This is a genomic window from Gordonia sp. LUNF6 (genome assembly GCF_047041125.1).
In the GTDB taxonomy this organism is placed as follows: Bacteria; Actinomycetota; Actinomycetes; order Mycobacteriales; family Mycobacteriaceae; genus Gordonia; species Gordonia sihwensis.
The window spans coordinates 3,645,529-3,661,708 of record NZ_CP178181.1 but is presented as its reverse complement, the minus strand read 5'-3'; the positions used below and the strand labels follow the sequence as shown (position 1 = coordinate 3,661,708).

Below are 16,180 nucleotides of genomic sequence, written 5' to 3'. Positions count from 1 at the left end.
ACAACTGCACATCGAGATTCGCCGCTGGCGGTAGGGGCCGGGCATCGACAACGACCAGAAGAGGTCCCCGTCATGCCGAACAACGTATGGCCCTCCATCCACGCCAAGATCATGCGACTGACCAAGCTCGACAGCTGCGGACAGCCGATCACCGGGGCATCCAACAAGTCGATGCTCGTCACGAAGGGCATCGTCAAGATCAGCATCACCGCCGAAACCGAGGACGGTGAGGACACCGTCAAGAAGAACGGCAACGGCGAGATCTGCGTCCAGCACAAGGACCCCGACCAGATCAAGTACCTCGCCCCCGAGATCGAGTTCTGCGGCGTCGACCCCGAAGCGTGGTCCATGATCACCGGGCAGCCACTCGTCCTCGACGGCGCGGGCGATGCGGCCGGCATCAAGATCAGCTCGGCGCCGATCGAAGCGAACTTCGCGTTGGAGGTGTGGACCGATGTTCCCGGCGCCGCGTGCGGTGCGGGAGGCAATCAGCCGTTCGGATACTTCCTGCTCCCGTTCGTCGGGTCAGGCAAGGTCGGCGACATCGAACTGTCCGTGTCGGCCGCCGAGTTCACGCTGTCGGCGCAGACCAAGCCCGGCACCGGGTGGGGCGTCGGCCCGTACGCGGTTGTCCGCGACGAGGACAACGCCGCCGTGCCGCTGCTCGAGGCGCTGACACCGCAGGATCACGCGATCATGCAGACGGTGACCGTGGCTCCGCCGACCCCGACGGACGGCGCAGTGGAACTGACGCCGGTGACCCCGCCGACCGGACCGTAATTGAACACCCACGGAGGGCGCGCACTGGCCGGACGGCCGGTGCGTGCCCTCTCGTCGTATCGGATCAGAGGGAGACAGTAGATGAGTTTCTGCGGGTGGCCGGTGACGATCCCGGCCGAGTACGCGGAGCGGTGGGCCGAGGCGACGCCCGAGCAGCAGGACCGGGCGACAGCGCTCGCCGGCCGCGTCTTGTGGGCGCTGACCGGGCAGGTGTTCGGGGTGTGTTCGGCGACGGTGCGGCCGTGCTTTCAGCCGCAGCGCGGCGGCTCCCTGTACCGCGGGTTCTGGCCCGGAGTGTCGGTGACACCGGGGGCATCCGGTCCGTGCGGCTGCTCCGACGGCTGCACCGAGGTCGGCTATGACCGCGTGTCCCTGCCGGGGCCGGTCGCCGCGGTGGACGAGGTCATGATCGATGGCGTCACGATCGATCCGGCCACCTATCGGGTGCAGGATCGTCGGTGGGTGCACCGGGTTGACGGTCAACTGTGGCCGACGCACCAAGATCTTCATGCCCCGGACGACGGTCTGGGTGCGTTCACGATCCGCTATCAGCGGGGTATCCCGCTCACTGATGACGCGAAGGCCGCCGCCGGGCGCCTGGCGGTCGAGTTCCTCGAAGGGATGGCGGGTGGGTCGTGCAAGCTCCCGGACCGCGCGACATCGGTGTCCCGGCAGGGAGTATCCATCGATTTGGCAGACATCCGCGAGTGGTTCACCAACGGTGTCACCGGCGTCGCGGAGGTCGACCTGTGGATCATGGCCGTCAACCCAAACCGGTCGAAGCGACCAGCCCGAGTCACGTCGCCGGATCGTCGCCGCACCGTCGTGAGGATGCAGTGATGGAATGCTCCCCGTACGTGCTCGCGGCGTCGTTGCTTGCGAACCTGCAGGCAAACCTGGCCGACACCCGGGCCGGTGCCGCTGACCGTATCGCCGTGTACCCGCACCAGGAACCGGCGGTCGAGTTCTGCGACTCGATGGCATGGGTCGGTATCGGTGCGATCGCCCCAGCGCAGACGAAACCCGTCGGTGGATGCGGAGTTCTCACGTGGCGACTCACGCTGACGATGGGCGTGCACCGCTGCTACCCGGTGACCGAGGACGGATCGGCACCGGATGCGGCCGCGGTGGACTCAGCGGCCCGCGACATCCTCGATGACGGCGAAGCGATGCGCCGCGCGGTCACGTCAGCGTTCGAGGACGAGCAGCCCCAGATCACGGGATGGCGGCCGGTCCCGCCGCAGGGCGGGTCGCATGGATCACGGATGGACGTCCAGGTCGAAATGGCTTGGGGCGCGTACACCGAACCGCGGGCGCCGATGCTGCCGGGAGACCCGCGTCAGCCGTGACGAGAACGGTGAGGGCCCGCACGCTTCCCCTGAAACCGTGCGGGCCCTCTGCACCAAACTCGACCAAGAACCAGATGCACCACCGACGATACCGCACGAGTGACAGTTCAACAGTTACTGTGGACCGTATGAGTGAAGTGACCGTCAAAGCCATCCAGCCCGTGCTCGGCCTCGCCGACGGCGACGTCGTCACCATCGAACGCACACCCCGCATCGACACCGCGATCAAGGCAGGCCGTCTCGTCGTCCAGGACCAGCCGGTCCAGACGACCGACGTCGGCACCACGAGCGACGACCCCGAACCGGTGCCCGACGACAGTCCGCAGCCGGAAACCGCTGAGGCCCAGTCGGAGCAGCCGCGCGTCAAGCGGGTGAAGAAGCTCGCAGGCCTCGACAAGGACACCGATGGCTAGCGTCCGCCTCAACCGCGCGAACTACCAGCGCGCGACTCAGGCCGCCGGCCGCCGCTGGGCTGACCGGGTCGGCAACGACGTCGTCGACGAGGCACGGAAGCGGTGCCCAGTCGATGAGGGAACCTTGCGGGCGTCGATCACTCACGTCACCACAGTCCGAGACGGATCCGCCAAGGTCGTCGTCGGGTCACCGCTGCCGTACGCCGAGTACTTCCACACCGGCACCGGCATCTACGGGCCGAAGGGCACACCGATCACGCCGGTCACCCGCCAGGCCCTCAAGTTCAAGTGGGACGGGCCCGGCGGCGCGACCCGCTCGAAGGACAAACGCGGCTACGTGTTCGCCAAGTCCGTCAAGGGCATCAAGCCCAACCCGTTCCTGGCCGACGCACTGCAGTCCGTCATGGGCGTCGTCCGACGCCGCACCCGATAGAAAGAAGACACCCCGAATGGCTACTGCTCCCGCTCACACCGCACCGAAGGCACGCTGGGCGAAGTTCCTCAACGAGCAAGGCATCGATGTCCCCGACAGCGCGACACGCGCCGACATGATCGACCTGTGGCGACTGAACCAGGACGACCATGACGACGACGTCGATGCGCCGGCCGAGGCCGGTTCGCTCGAGTATTTCCGGCCTGCTCCCGACGAGCGCCTCGCCGATCAGGTCCCCGACGACCTCTCGTTCTCGACCGATTCTGGCGAACGCCGCGACCCCGAGAAGCTGCTGATCTCGATCGACGGGAAGCCGACGTACCTGTACCAGCCGTCGACCGCGCTGCTGATGCTGGTCGCTGGAAGCCTGTCGGCCGAGGCCCCGATCGAGGACCGTCTCCGCACCATGCTGAACCTGGTATCCCAGTGCCTCGATTCCGAAGCTGAGCGTCTCGTCCGCGCGAGGATGTTCGCCCGCGACAACAGCTTCGACGACGGACTCCTGGGGAAGCTCGTCGCGACGATCATCAACAAGTGGGCGCCGTACACGCTCGACGCCGCGGACCTCGATACGTCGTCGAAGCCGAAGGCGTCCCGGCAACAGCGTCGCGCCGCAGCACGCGCCAAGTAGCGTCCCTTGGCGCTCGGAGCGCCGTGGGCGCCCCCACCGGACCGGTGGTTGCTGGACCATCACCTCCTGAGAGTGAGAGAGCCAGCGACCGCCGGTTTCGTCATGGCGCTGATCGTCCCCGAGGATCGGGGCCCTGGCCTCTGGACGACCATCGAATGCACTCATCCTGCTGATCGGTCGGTGATCATCGAATCGATCCTCGTCGACGGCACCGACCTCGATGTCCTCGATGACGTCGCCGACACTCTCGTCGAGAAACTGATCGGCTGGAAGCGGTGGGAAGCGACATTCGTATGGCGCAAGACGATCGAGGCGTGGCCCATCGTCGACGGCGACCTCACCAGCCGCGGCGTCGACATCACCGCGATCCCACCCGCTCGCGCCACCAACACCGCCTACTCATGGTGGAGGCAGAACCTCGGCCGTGACGAGCAGGCGTGGAAGAAGTTCACCCGCGACATGACCCGGGAACCCCGCCGGATCCTGGAACGGGAAGCGTCCAAGCCAATGGACCCGGCGGTGTTCGGTCAACTGCAGGCGTTGACAGCGCGGAAACCGAAACCGGCGACCGCGGTGCCGGAGTCCACGATCACGATGCCTGACCACGTATCCTGAGCAAGAAATAGCTTTGCGCTGCTGGCGGTAGGGGCCGGGTGCTGTAGGTCCAGGAGGCCACAGCATGACCGCACCCGGCGGCGCTTGGGCCTCCGCACACGTCGACGTCGAACTCGACTGGGGCAACCTCGACGAGGAACTGATTCGCCGTCTCGAGCGGTCAGCCCAGATCGCGCAGCGAGCGGTCAACAAGCATCTCGACAAGATCGCCACGAACGCCGAACGCACCTTCGACAAGGTGGAGCGCGGTTTCGACTCGCAGATGCGGGCGATGGAACGACGCTCAGACGTCGCGGCCCGGCAGGTCAACAAGAACCTCGGCAAGATCCGCGACCGCGACATCACGCTGAACGTCGACGTCGACGACACGCAGGCAGTCGGGCAGGTCCGCGGGGCACACCGCGCCATGCAGGCTTGGGCGTCTGCGAACCCGATCGAGTTCGGCGTCAGTGTGGACCACCGCGGCGCGCGGTCCGCTCTCGGAGGGATTCTCGGGACTCTCCAACGCGAAACGTCCCGCCGCCAGGTCAAGGTCGATATCGACGTTGATCGCAGAGGGCTAGGGCGTGCAGCCCTCGGAAGCATCGGATCGATGCTCGGAACCGTCGGTGGGAAGGCTCTGACGGGGGCGAAGTTCCTCGGTAAGTGGGCGGGCATCCTCGGTAGTGCCACGATCGCTGCGGGGTCACTCGTTCCTGTCATCGGCGCACTCGGTTCCGGTCTTGTCGCTATCGGTGGGGCGGCCGGCACGGTCGCGGTGGGCGGATTGTTCGCGCTCGGAGCGGCCGGCGCGGCGGTGATGGTCGCATTCAACGGGATGGGTGACGCCATCAAATCCGCCCTCGACCCGGAAGCATCGCCAGAAGACTTCGCCAAGGCCATCGAAGGTCTGTCTCCGGCAGCCCAGTCGGTCGCTAGATCGGTACGCGGACTCGGACAAGCCTGGGAGGAAGCCGGGGTCAAAGCCGCGGTACAGGAGGCGATGTTCGCTGGCCTCGGACCGAAGATCGCAGGTCTCGGTCGCCTCATCGTGCCGCTTCGGGAATCGCTGCGCACAGTCGCTGAAGGATTCAACGACGGCGCCAACGGCGCGCTTCGGATGATCAACTCTGCGTCCGGCATGTCTATGGTGAAGTCACTTCTCGCCGACGCCGGGAACATGGGCGCGAACCTCGGGGCCGCGGTCACCGCATCGATCCCTGGGTTCCTATCCCTCGGGTCCGCGGCATCCTCGGTGATCTCGCCGCTGACTGATGGCATCGGCGCGATGGCGCAACGCTGGTCGGAGTCGATGCTGCGGATGCAGCAGGACGGGACCCTGCAAGCGAAGATGCAGGGTCTGCTCGACACCGCTCGGCAGGTCGGCGCGGCGCTGATGAAGGTCGGCGAGATCGTCGGCGGGGTGTTCCGGGCTGCTGCTGCGGCCGGCAACGGGAACCCACTCGGCAACATCATGGGGACGTTGACTGCGGTGTCGGACTGGGTTAACGGGCCCGGCCAGGCAGCGCTCACATCGTTCTTTACCTCGGTCGGTCAGGTCACGTCGACACTCGCACCGATTCTGCTGCAGGTCGCCGGGATCATCGGAGGCCAGGTTGCCCCGATGATCGCGCAGTTGGTCACGATGATCGGGCCGGTTGTTGGGGAGATCGTCACCCAACTCGGTTATGGGGTAGCCGCGCTCCAGCCCGCGATCGCACCGCTGGGCGCCGCGCTCTCGCAGATCGGGGCAGCGCTCGCTCCGGTCCTGCCAATCCTGGGTCAGCTGATCGCACAGTTCGTGCAGCTCGCGGGGCCGATCCTAGGAGCCCTCGCCCAGGCACTATCTCCGATCCTGCAGGCCGTAGGTCAGGCGCTGATCGCTGCGTTCCAAGCTCTCATGCCTGCAATCGCGCCGATCAGTAACCTGTTCGCCACGCTCGCGCCGATCATCGCGCAGATAGCCACCGTGCTCGGGCAAGTGCTCGCGTCTGCGATTACCGCGCTGATGCCGTTGTTCCAGACGTGGCTCGACGTGATGAGTCAACTGTTCGCGGCTCTGTCGCCGATCATTCCAGTGATCGGCGAGGCCCTGGTGAGCGCGATCTCGGCGGTTGCGCCGTTCATCCAGCAGCTGGCGACGATGCTGGGCGATGCACTCGGCGCGGCGATCCAGACGATCGCGCCGCTCATCCCGCAGATCGCGTCGGCATTCATGCAGATCCTCGACGCCGTCATGCCGCTGGTGCCGATCCTCCTGCAATTGGTGCTGACGTGCCTGCAGCCGATCATCGGACTGCTGCCGACACTGATGTCGGTAATCGCGTCCCTGGTCCCGGTGCTCGTGCAACTGGCATCCATGTTCGCGTCGCTGGTGTCCGCGGTGATGCCGGTCGTCGCGATCATCGCGAAGGTCATTGGGTTCTTCGTGCAGCTTCTCGGCACGATCATCAACTTCGCTGCTCAGGCACTCGCGACGATCATCGGCTGGGTAGCAGGCATCATCGCGGGATTCCTGAACATGGTGACCACTGTCGTGTCGACGGTGTCGGGATGGGTCGGCAACATCCTGGGGTTCTTCGGCGACCTCGTCTCCCGCGCGATCTCGTTCGTGACGGACATGTGGCAGCGCGTCACGACGGGGTTCTCCGACGGTGTCAGCAAGGCCGTCGATTTCGTGAAGGAACTCCCCGGCAAGATCATGGGGGCATTCGCCGACGCCGGAAAGTGGCTGTGGGACGCCGGCAAGAAGATCATCGGCGGCCTCATCGACGGCATCAAGTCGATGCTGTCCTCGCTCGGGAACGCGATCGTCTCGATCTTCCCGTCGATCATCCAGGGCCCCGTCCGCCGCGTCCTCGGTCTGGCACTCGGCGGCCTGGTGCCGGGACTGGCGGCCGGCGGCATCCTCGATGCGCTCGGCGGCGGTGAGGTCACCGGAGCGACGACCACGATCCGGCCGGGTGGATTCATCGTCAACGCTGCCGCGACCCGCAAGAACAAGGGCCTGCTGAAGCAACTGTCGCCCCGCGGCCGTGTCCTGTCGGGCCCCGGCACGGGTACGTCGGACTCGATCACCGGCCGCTACAACGGGCGCGCGGTCGCTCGAGTGTCGAAGGGTGAGTGGTACGCGCCGCCGCAGGATGCCGCGCAGATCCTGCCGCTGCTGATGGCGGTCAACGCCGGGAAGAAGACCGTCGCGCTGGCGAGGGCTGCGGGTGGGCTGATGCCGGCGTTCGCGCCGGGCGGCATGATCCCGACCGAGCTACGGGACCGCGCCCGCCAAGCCGTGCAGTCGGGCTACGTGTGGGGCGGTTGGGGCAACGGCTGGAACACCGACTGCTCCGGCCTCACCAGCAGCCTGGCGAACATGGCGACCGGCCGCGCATCGGGTCCGGGTGAGGGTGAGCGCACCGCGACCGGCGGTATGCGGGCGTTCCTGGAAGCCAGGAACTTCCAGGACGGTGCGATTCCCGGTGCCTTGCAGGTCGGCTGGTCTGACACCCATTCGGCGGCGACGCTGCCGACCGGCGAGAACATCGAGCACACCGGACCCGAGGGTGCGCCGGCGTCGTTTGGTGCGGACGCGAAGGGCGCGGACAGTCTGCCGAACGTGATGTCGCTGCCGATGGGCGGCGACACCGATTCGGGTGCGCTCGGCGGCGGCCTGACCCCGGGAAGCACCGGTGGCGGTGGCGGGTCGACGCCGATCGGGTCCGGTATCGGCTCCGGGTCCGGCGGCGGTGCGTCGTGGGGCAACTCGGGCGGCTCGTCGAAGGCGAACAGTGCAGCCGACGCCGAGCGGATCGGTCTGACGCCGGTGTGGGTGGAGAACTGGCCCGCCCAGATCGGCGGAGGCGGTGGCACCGGTGGTCTGTCGGTGGGCGATACGACACCGAACGCCGGTGTCGCGCCCGCAGCGACGCCACCGGCGCCGAAGCTGACGGCATCGTCGTCGAAGAAGGACGTCGCGGCGGCGATCTACGCGAAGGCCCGCGACCGCGGCTACAGCCACGAAGAGGCGCTGGCGATCGTGTCGACGGCGATCCAGGAATCCAACCTCGACGCCAACGCGTCCGGTGGTGGTGGAGCGTGGCACGGCTACTTCCAGCAGGACGAGTCCTACCCGGACCGCGACGACCCCGAGGGCAACGTCAACGGGTTCCTCGACCGTCTCGACGAGAAGACGAAGGCCGACCCGAACAGCGATATCTGGAAGCGGATCTTCTGGCTGCAGCAGCGGCCGGGTGAGTCGTCGGCGGAGGCCGCGTACGGCAACGGCCGGCAGGCGTACCTGTCCGAGATCCAGTCCCGCCAAGGCGAAGCGAAGGACCTCGTCGGGCAGGTGCCGGTGACTCCGCAGGGCACCGTCCCGGTCACTGTCACCGATGACCAGACGACGGCGCCGCAGACACCTCCGCCCGCGACGACGACCCCGCCTGCTGATGCCGGACTGTCACCCGGCGGTACGCCCGCCGCGGACAAGCCGCTGTCGGAGTCGATGCCGTACGGGAAGGCCCGAGCTGACCAATACCTGCGCGAGCAGAACCTCGGCCCGGCGTTGCAGGACATCGGAGTCGCCGGCCTCAAGGAGACCTTCGGCGAGTTCGGCGACCTGATCGGCGTGAAGCCGTACGTCGAGCAGGGGATCGATCAGGCCGTCGCCTACCTGAAGCAGATCGCGGAGAGGAAGCCTGCGCCGTCGACGGTGAAGCTCGCCGACACCGTCAACAACTACGGGGACCCGCAGGAGACGAAGCAGAAGACCACCGCCGGGATGACCGCGGTGATGGACACCTACAGGGGAGATTGATCGATGGCGGCGTGTACGAGCGGCATCACGAACGCAGCGAAGGTCGTCCAGCTGATCCTGCGGGACCCGAGGACGAGGGAGGACCTGGTCGTTCTCGATGTCTTGCCGCATGCGGCGTTGGGTTCGGCGGGGTTTCAGGGGATCACGCTCGGCGAGAACATGAGCGGGTTGTATCGGGTGCCGATCGATCAGCCGCTGAAATCGGCCGCGTACCAGGAAGGTGCGACGCCGTCGCAGTACCCCCGGAAGAAGGAACGCCGCCCGAAGGTCACGTTGCATGCGCAAGCATCGACGCCCGAGGCATACGCGCAGGTTGAGACACTGCTGTGGACAGTCCTGTCGGTGAAGTGGGACTGCTACCTGCGGTCGTTCGAGCCTGACGGCACCTGGCGTGAACTGAAAGTCCGTCTGCTGAACGAGCCGGATGATCAGGTCCGCCGATACCACGGGTCGATCACCTACTCCGAGTGGCAGTGTGAACTCCTCGCCTGCGACCCGTTCTGGTACGGGCCACCGTACGAGAAGCGGTTCACGCGCGCCGACATGACCGCAGTGAACGGCGGCTGGGAGATCGACGTCCCGATCACGAACCCGACCGACCAACTCGGTTTCATCGAGTGGAACAGCGGCGAACTCACCACGACGGAGACCTGGTCGTTCCAGGACGGCGAACTGACGCTCGACAACGGCGGTCCCGCGATGATTCCGCTTCCGCCGCTCGCGCCGCCGGTCACCGCCGCGTTCTGGGTGCAGACGTATCCGACCGAGATGCAGTTATTCGTGCGTCGCTCCGACGGCGGTGAACCGTCGCAACAGTGGGCGCGCATGCGCAGCCGGACGTTCACGAAGGCGATCGCGGCGAACACCCCGCACGAACGCCCGATCCGGGCCCGTCTGGTGGGCGGCACCCCGGCGTCGGAGATGCTGCTGACGATCCCGCGGCGCTGGGACCGCCCATTCGGCGGGGAACTCCCGCTGGCAGCGCAGATGGTGAGCGCCTGATGCCGGCGACAGCGCAGGAGATGCGCGCGCAGCTGATGACGGACTACCAGGACTGGATGACGACGGCCCGGTCCCGGCCGATCGTTGAGATCTACGACAAGAACTGGGAGTCGTCGATCCCGATCCTGTCGGAGACGCAGGCCAGCTTCTTGCGCAAGCACAACGACACCGGGGAGGGCACGCTCGTCATCTTCGGGTCCGCGGCGGCCCGGCAGTATATCGTCGACGAACTCGGCGAATGGGAAGACCTCCACGTCCGCGTCCGGACCGGCTACTGGGAGTGGACCGGCAAAGCCTCGAGCATCGAGCACGAGGAGGACGCCGAAGGGTTCGAGTACATCTCGATCAAGTTCCTGCACGAGTTCGAGCACGTCAAGAAGATCATCGCCTACTGCAATCCGTTCTTCCCGGCCGAGTTGCAGTGGCCGAAGATCTGGGCGTACGCCGGCCCGTCCCAATTTGGGATCACGGCGATGATCTTCCTGAACCTCCTGCGACGGTTCGCGCTGCCGTGGACCATGAGCGACAACCTGTTCGACCCGGCGTCGTGGGTCGCGAACTTCAACCCGGCGAACTGGCCGATTGTCGTCGTCCCGAAGCCGGTGTTCACCGACACGTCCGGGTGGACGGTGCTGGCGACGCGTTTCGGGAACGTCTACGACGTCGTCGCGCCGACACTCAAGGACGCCGGCCTGCGTCTGCGGGTGTACCGGTGGTTCCCCGGGATGGCGCAACCCGCGCCCAATCACTACACGCTCACGAAGTCGACACTCGTGATCGACGTCGAGGACGTGTCCGGATACGTCGGCCCGACGGGCACCCTCCTCGACGGCGCGCTGCGTCTGGTGTCCGAGGTCGCCGACGACATGATCAACGAGGTCGTCAACGAGTGGACCTACGAAGAGTCCCCGGAGTACTCGGTCGGTGGGTGGCTCGGCACGACGCGCGAGAACCCGTGGGTCACCTTCCGCGCGCCGAGCAGCACATACGGCATCTCAGGGGTGACGTCGTGGAAGTCGAAGGTCAACAAGGCGACCGCGTCGACGATCATCACTGGCGGCCATTCTCCGGACTGGATCAACGCGGGCATCAAGCTCCTGATGAACGCGGCCCTCGGCTATCTGGGCGCCCTGTTCGGGAACCCGGGTCTCGCGCTCGGGATCTTCGACAAGCAGGTCGAGGACGTCGTCCTCGCGTTCCATCGCGTCCACAACCAGGTGCGAGCGGAGAAGATGGGGGAGTGGGGGCCACCGTACGGTGAGCGGTGGGAATCCACCGGCGGTAAGGGATTCAGCCTGTCCGCGTTGCAGGCGATCCGCGTCGGCTTCTACCGCACCCGCGCCTACCGTGTCTTCGAAGCCACCGTGCAGGCCGGCCGCCCGTACTGGCCGGGCGCGCACTTCATCGAAGGCGACCGCGTCAACGTCGAGATGGGCAACACCGGCCGCCTGTGGACCGACCATGTGTCGGCGATCGGGTGCGAGTGGTCACGCGACTCCGACGTCGACTACCCGGTCACGATCGGTGACGGGCAGATCGAGGACACCCCGGGCGCGATGCTGTCGCGGCAGTTGGCGTCGGTGAAGGAGATAGTGCAGGCCGTCGGCGTCTCCTCGTGAGCGCTGCAGCGGTTTCGTGACACACTGGGTGCAGCGCTGCTGGCGGTAGGGGCCGAGCCACCTGAGGTGTGAGGTGTGCTCGGTTGTCCCGCCGAAAGAAGTCTCCGCTGCAGCGCGGCATCCTCCGCGACGACCAAGGCGTCGTCGTCGGCCGCCGCACTCAGCATCCGCACAGTCATCTGCTGACCGCGATCCCCACTGCGAACCCCGACTATCCGGGGATGCCGCCGTTCAACATGCCGGCGGAGATGAAGCAGCTCATCGCGATCCACGTCTTCGACAACCTCTATCCGGGGTTGCCGGAACCTCCGGCCGAGGGGGAGTCGTGGACGATCACCGACGCGGACGGCAATCACGTCGCGGACGTCGGGTCGTCGCGGTACCGGCTGGTGAACCCTACGGGCGACTCGAAGCCGATGGGCGGCAACGGCGAAACGTGGCTTGCGCACGCGGTTCCGGCCGAGGCTGCGGTGCCTGCGGAGATGGACGAGGACGAGTTGGCCGCCGTCCCGGACGTGGATGATCTGACGGAGGCGCAGTTCGCGGCGTTGCAGGCGAAGGTCGATCAGCGTCTCGAGGACGATGCTCGTCTGGCGGCGATGGATGCGCAGGCGCAGCCGACCGAGACCGAGTGGCAGAAGTGGCGGCGCGAGAAGTTCGGTCTCGACGGCGGTGATGAGTCGTGACGTCACCGGATCACCTGAGGCCTGACGGGACGCAGATCGGGACGACTGTCGGCCCGTACTACCAGAACGCCGACAATTCGGCGATCGGGCGCAGCAAGAACGCCGAGATGAACTCTCTGCTCGGCTTGATGCAGAACAACTTCTTCTTCCAGATCCTGGGCGGTTTCGCGTCCGCGGTCAGTGCCGTTGCGGACGGGATCACGTCCATCGTGGAGGCGATCACGGGGATTCTCGGCGGCACGCTCGGTGATCTCGATCGTTGGTCGAATGACATCGTCGACGGGCAGCTTGCCCTGAACGAGAGCGTGGACCTGTTGAGCCCGCTGCAGGACTACGGCTCGTGCTACGCCAAGGGCGTCGGCGGTCTCGTTACTATGGGGAAGGTCCCGTTCAACCAGCAGATCGGACCTATGACCGGCTGCCACCTCGCCTCAAATGGGATCGTTCTGGACGACAAAGGGCTGTGGGATATTCGGGCCCGGTTGTGGTTCAGCTATACCCTGTCGCCGCTCAACGGGGTCATCAACTGGGAAATCCGAATCGTCAAGGACAGTGACGGGTCGATCTTCTCAGTGCAGCGCGATCAGGTCGAGGACACTGCGGTGAACTCGCGCGAGATAAACACGACTGTCGTGATCCCCTCGGCCGGATATCGGGCTGAGGTGTGGGTGACGAATCTTGCGGCGGCCCGCGCTGTTCAAGGTGGCTCTGAGTTGAACCGTCTTACCGCGCAACACATCACGCGTTCGACTGATTTTCAGATCCAGGATTGAGGCTGTCATGACTGTTCTGTTCGACAGGGTGAGTGACATCGCGGGTGCGACTGAGCACACGCCGATTGTGTTCTGGGCTCCTGAATTGCGGGAATCTGATAGCGGCGACGGCATTGTGACGTTGCAGCATCATTCGGTGTACGCGGAGAACGGTGAGTTCACGACACCGGATATGGATGCCGGTCCGGCGGTCGTGCAGATCGGTGTCCGGCAATACCAGATCACAATTCCGGAATCACCGGACCCGATTCGTTTGTGGCCGCTGATCGACGCTGGGATGCCGGCACCTCCACCGTCTGAGCAGTATCAGTTTGTTCGCAATGGTGGCGGTCTGGTCCGTGTCCAGGCGGTGAACCTCGAAGACTACGAGGACATGGTGTGGGATCCAGGCACCATGTACATCATCAAGGATGCGCAGGTGACGGAGTGAGTGCGGTCCGGTTTGATGCGACACCGTCTGACGGGATGACGACGGCGGTGATCCGCTACGGCACCCCGACTCAGAGCACTGAGGTCGAGTACCCGGATGCGGTTCTGATGCGTGTGTGGGACGACGGCGCGCTCGCTGTTTTCGCGGCTTCTGGCTGCACTCTCGAATTCGCCCAGCCGGGCACTTACTGGTCCTTCACCTGGAAATAGAAAGAGGCACATCATGGCTATCACCCACAACATTTACCGCGGGTTCTTCGAGTCGGTATTCAACAAGGAAATCGATTTCGACTCCGACATCATCAAGGTGATGCTGGTCGGAGCCGGGTACACGCCGGACCAGGCGGCGCACCGCTACAAGTCGTCGGTCACCAACGAGGCGTCGGGCCCCGGCTACACGGCCGGCGGTGTCACTCTCGGTACGGCTTCAATCTCGGGATCAGGCAAGACCGTGACGCTCAAGGGCGACAACGTGTCGTGGCCGTCGTCGACGGTCTCCGGCCGGTATCTGGTGATCTACGACGCGACGCCCGGATCAGATGCACAGCGTCCACTGATCTCGTATGTCGATTTCGGTGAGACCGTCAGCTCTACGTCGGCCGCTTTCCAGGCGACCTGGAACACGTTGGGCATCCTGTCAGTATCTGTGGCCTGACGCATGTCGATCAGTCTCGGCGGACGCTCGATCCGCGGTCTCCGGTACGTCGACGAGGTAGGCGAGGAGCACGTCATCATCCTCGCCTACCTCGACGGCGTCGCGGTGTGGGATGGGCGGATTCCACAGCTCATCCAGGTCCCGCGGGCCCGGGCGTCGGCGGTCGCGTTCGTGCCGGAGGTCGCGGCTGAGGCGCTCTTGGTCGCTCCGATCGCTGTCGCGTACGCCGAGGCGGCCGTCCCGACGGTGGCGGGCGCGGTCGGGATTTCTCCGCCGACTGCCACCGCATCGGCGGTCGCGCATGTGCCGGGTCTGACGAACGGTCACGTACTCGACATTCCGACCGCTATCGCGTCGGCCGAGGCACATGTCCCGGTGGTCGCTGTGGTGGCGGGCATCATCGCGCCGACCGCTGTAGCGACGGCTGTCGCGCATGTTCCGGAAGTGTCCGCGGCGGTCGACGCGGCTGTCCCGCAGGCGCGCGCGTACGCGGAGGCGCATGTCCCGGAGGTGGGGTCGCGCGTTGAGGTGCTGGTGCCACTCGCCGAAGCGACGGCGCTCGCCCACCTGCCAGACGTGCAGGCCACGGTGGCCGTGGCGGCACCGATGGCCACCGCGACCGCAGTTGGGAGCAAGCCGACGGTCTCAGCCGGAGCGGAGGTCGCCGTCCCGCAGGCAATGGCGTCGGCGGTCGCTCACGTACCGGAAGTGAAAGTCAGTACCGGACCGGACCTGGTGGGCACCACTACCTCGTCGTCGACGACAGTGCCACTGCCAGCGCATCAGTCTGGTGATCTCATCCTCGTCTTCGCGTCGAATCTGTCGTCGAATACGGCTACGGCACCCACATTGCCGTCGGGGTGGACGTCGGCAGTTGTGGCGTCGTCGGGTGCGCGTGCCGGATGGAAGATCGCGGCCTCGGGCAGCGAGACGTCCGGGACGTGGACGAATGCGACGCGGATGATCGCGATGGTGTGGCGGGGCGCGCAGATCGGCGCGACCGCCACGGACACGTCAGGCAACGTCGGTCTGACGTCGGTGAATTGGCCGGCGCTCGGGACGAAGCCGGATTCGTGGACCATCCGGTATCTGCACGCCCGCTCGAACGGCGGCGAGGCTATTTCGGCAGATCCGTCGACGGAACCTGACGCGCTGATCTCGTCTATCGGGAACGGTGTGAAGCTGTGGGGCGAGAAGACGCCGGACCCGGTCGAGGCCGGTACCGCGTCTCTGAGTTTCTCGCAGTACTGGCGGAATCTGACGGTGGAGATTCAGCCGGAGGGCGCCCAGTATCCGCTGGACCCGATCGCGTCGGCGACGAATGGAACCTCCGCATCATCGACTGTCACGATCACCCTCCCGGAGGCGGCGACAGTCTTCGCCGCTGTGGCAGGAGTCGGCGGCGGACCGCCTGAGGCATCGACGATGACTAGCGGAGGTATCACAGGCACTCAGGTGTACACGCACGCCGGAAACAACATCCGTCTCACAGTGGCGCGATTCGACCTGCCGGAAGGGACACACACGATCACCAGTGACTCGGATCGGGCGATCGTGGCGGCCGCATACCGAGGTACGGCGACGCTCGGTACACCGGTGTGGACGAACGGCGCTACCTCGGCGTCCGTCGCCGCCGACATGAAGGTCGCGGTCTTCACAACCGGTGGCCAGGTGTCATCTACGACGTCAGGGACGCTTCGGGCGACCGCCTACAAGGGCGGCGGCTGGTCGTGCTCGGTCTCCATCGTCGAGGGCGCCCAGTCATCGATCTCCGGTGCGGAAGGATCTGTCGTGCTGCCGCTGACCTGACCCGCTGTCACACCCTGGCGGTACTGTGCACAGTGCGCGTAGGGAAGATACGCGCAACGAGGCCCCCGACCTTTTTGAGGTCGGGGGCCTTTCGTCGTCTCGATGCATCCTCGCTCCACGTGCCGTATCGTCCGTTCGGGTTAACGTTCGTCAACTATTCGCCTAAGACCGACATTCTGTGCGACCCTCCCGAG

General features: G+C 66.0%; 16 protein-coding genes. All 16 read left to right on the top strand.

The genetic code is table 11. The features are described 5' to 3' along the window. Positions 1–72 precede the first annotated feature (72 nt). Entirely contained in the window at positions 73–780 is a 708-nt protein-coding gene (locus ACK8HH_RS17125) for a hypothetical protein (RefSeq protein ID WP_062368045.1), read from the top strand. A gap of 81 nt (positions 781–861) precedes the next feature. Then, positions 862–1,620: a hypothetical protein gene (locus ACK8HH_RS17120; protein WP_411815666.1), complete on the top strand. Its 759-nt coding sequence runs from the start codon at positions 862–864 to the stop codon at positions 1,618–1,620. Further along, complete coding sequence (locus tag ACK8HH_RS17115; protein WP_411815665.1) at positions 1,620–2,129, top strand: hypothetical protein; 510 nt, start codon at positions 1,620–1,622, stop codon at positions 2,127–2,129. The genes ACK8HH_RS17120 and ACK8HH_RS17115 overlap by 1 nt, the downstream gene beginning before the upstream one ends. 128 nt (positions 2,130–2,257) lie before the next feature. Continuing rightward, positions 2,258–2,542, top strand: a complete 285-nt coding sequence (locus ACK8HH_RS17110) for a hypothetical protein (protein ID WP_156479475.1) — start codon at positions 2,258–2,260, stop codon at positions 2,540–2,542. Next, entirely contained in the window at positions 2,535–2,975 is a 441-nt protein-coding gene (locus tag ACK8HH_RS17105; protein WP_062368041.1) for an HK97 gp10 family phage protein, read from the top strand. Before ACK8HH_RS17110 ends, ACK8HH_RS17105 begins: the two co-directional genes overlap by 8 nt. Before the next feature lie 16 nt (positions 2,976–2,991). Next, positions 2,992–3,606 carry a hypothetical protein gene (locus ACK8HH_RS17100; protein WP_411815663.1) on the top strand — a complete coding sequence of 205 codons (615 nt, stop codon included), beginning with the start codon at positions 2,992–2,994 and terminating at the stop codon, positions 3,604–3,606. 72 nt (positions 3,607–3,678) lie between these two features. After that, a complete protein-coding gene (locus ACK8HH_RS17095; RefSeq protein WP_156479474.1) occupies positions 3,679–4,221 on the top strand; it encodes a hypothetical protein in 543 nt (180 codons plus the stop codon). A 64-nt stretch (positions 4,222–4,285) separates the two neighbouring features. Then, on the top strand, positions 4,286–9,013 hold the full coding sequence (locus ACK8HH_RS17090) for a hypothetical protein (RefSeq protein ID WP_412475383.1): 4,728 nt from the start codon (positions 4,286–4,288) through the stop codon (positions 9,011–9,013). A gap of 3 nt (positions 9,014–9,016) precedes the next feature. Further along, a complete protein-coding gene (locus tag ACK8HH_RS17085) occupies positions 9,017–10,015 on the top strand; it encodes a hypothetical protein (protein WP_062368037.1) in 999 nt (332 codons plus the stop codon). Continuing rightward, positions 10,015–11,634 carry a hypothetical protein gene (locus tag ACK8HH_RS17080; protein WP_412475382.1) on the top strand — a complete coding sequence of 540 codons (1,620 nt, stop codon included), beginning with the start codon at positions 10,015–10,017 and terminating at the stop codon, positions 11,632–11,634. Before ACK8HH_RS17085 ends, ACK8HH_RS17080 begins: the two co-directional genes overlap by 1 nt. Positions 11,635–11,717: 83 nt before the next feature. Continuing rightward, on the top strand, positions 11,718–12,320 hold the full coding sequence (locus ACK8HH_RS17075; RefSeq protein WP_062368035.1) for a hypothetical protein: 603 nt from the start codon (positions 11,718–11,720) through the stop codon (positions 12,318–12,320). Further along, positions 12,317–13,093, top strand: coding sequence for a hypothetical protein (locus tag ACK8HH_RS17070; RefSeq protein WP_062368034.1), 777 nt, complete (start codon positions 12,317–12,319; stop codon positions 13,091–13,093). The genes ACK8HH_RS17075 and ACK8HH_RS17070 overlap by 4 nt, the downstream gene beginning before the upstream one ends. 7 nt (positions 13,094–13,100) lie before the next feature. Further along, positions 13,101–13,523, top strand: coding sequence for a hypothetical protein (locus ACK8HH_RS17065; protein ID WP_412475381.1), 423 nt, complete (start codon positions 13,101–13,103; stop codon positions 13,521–13,523). Positions 13,524–13,558: 35 nt separating this feature from the next. Further along, entirely contained in the window at positions 13,559–13,732 is a 174-nt protein-coding gene (locus ACK8HH_RS17060; RefSeq protein WP_412475380.1) for a hypothetical protein, read from the top strand. Between the two features lie 13 nt (positions 13,733–13,745). Beyond that, entirely contained in the window at positions 13,746–14,177 is a 432-nt protein-coding gene (locus ACK8HH_RS17055) for a hypothetical protein (protein WP_006897608.1), read from the top strand. A gap of 3 nt (positions 14,178–14,180) precedes the next feature. Further along, complete coding sequence (locus ACK8HH_RS17050; RefSeq protein WP_412475379.1) at positions 14,181–15,986, top strand: hypothetical protein; 1,806 nt, start codon at positions 14,181–14,183, stop codon at positions 15,984–15,986. The last annotated feature ends 194 nt before the right edge of the window (positions 15,987–16,180 follow it).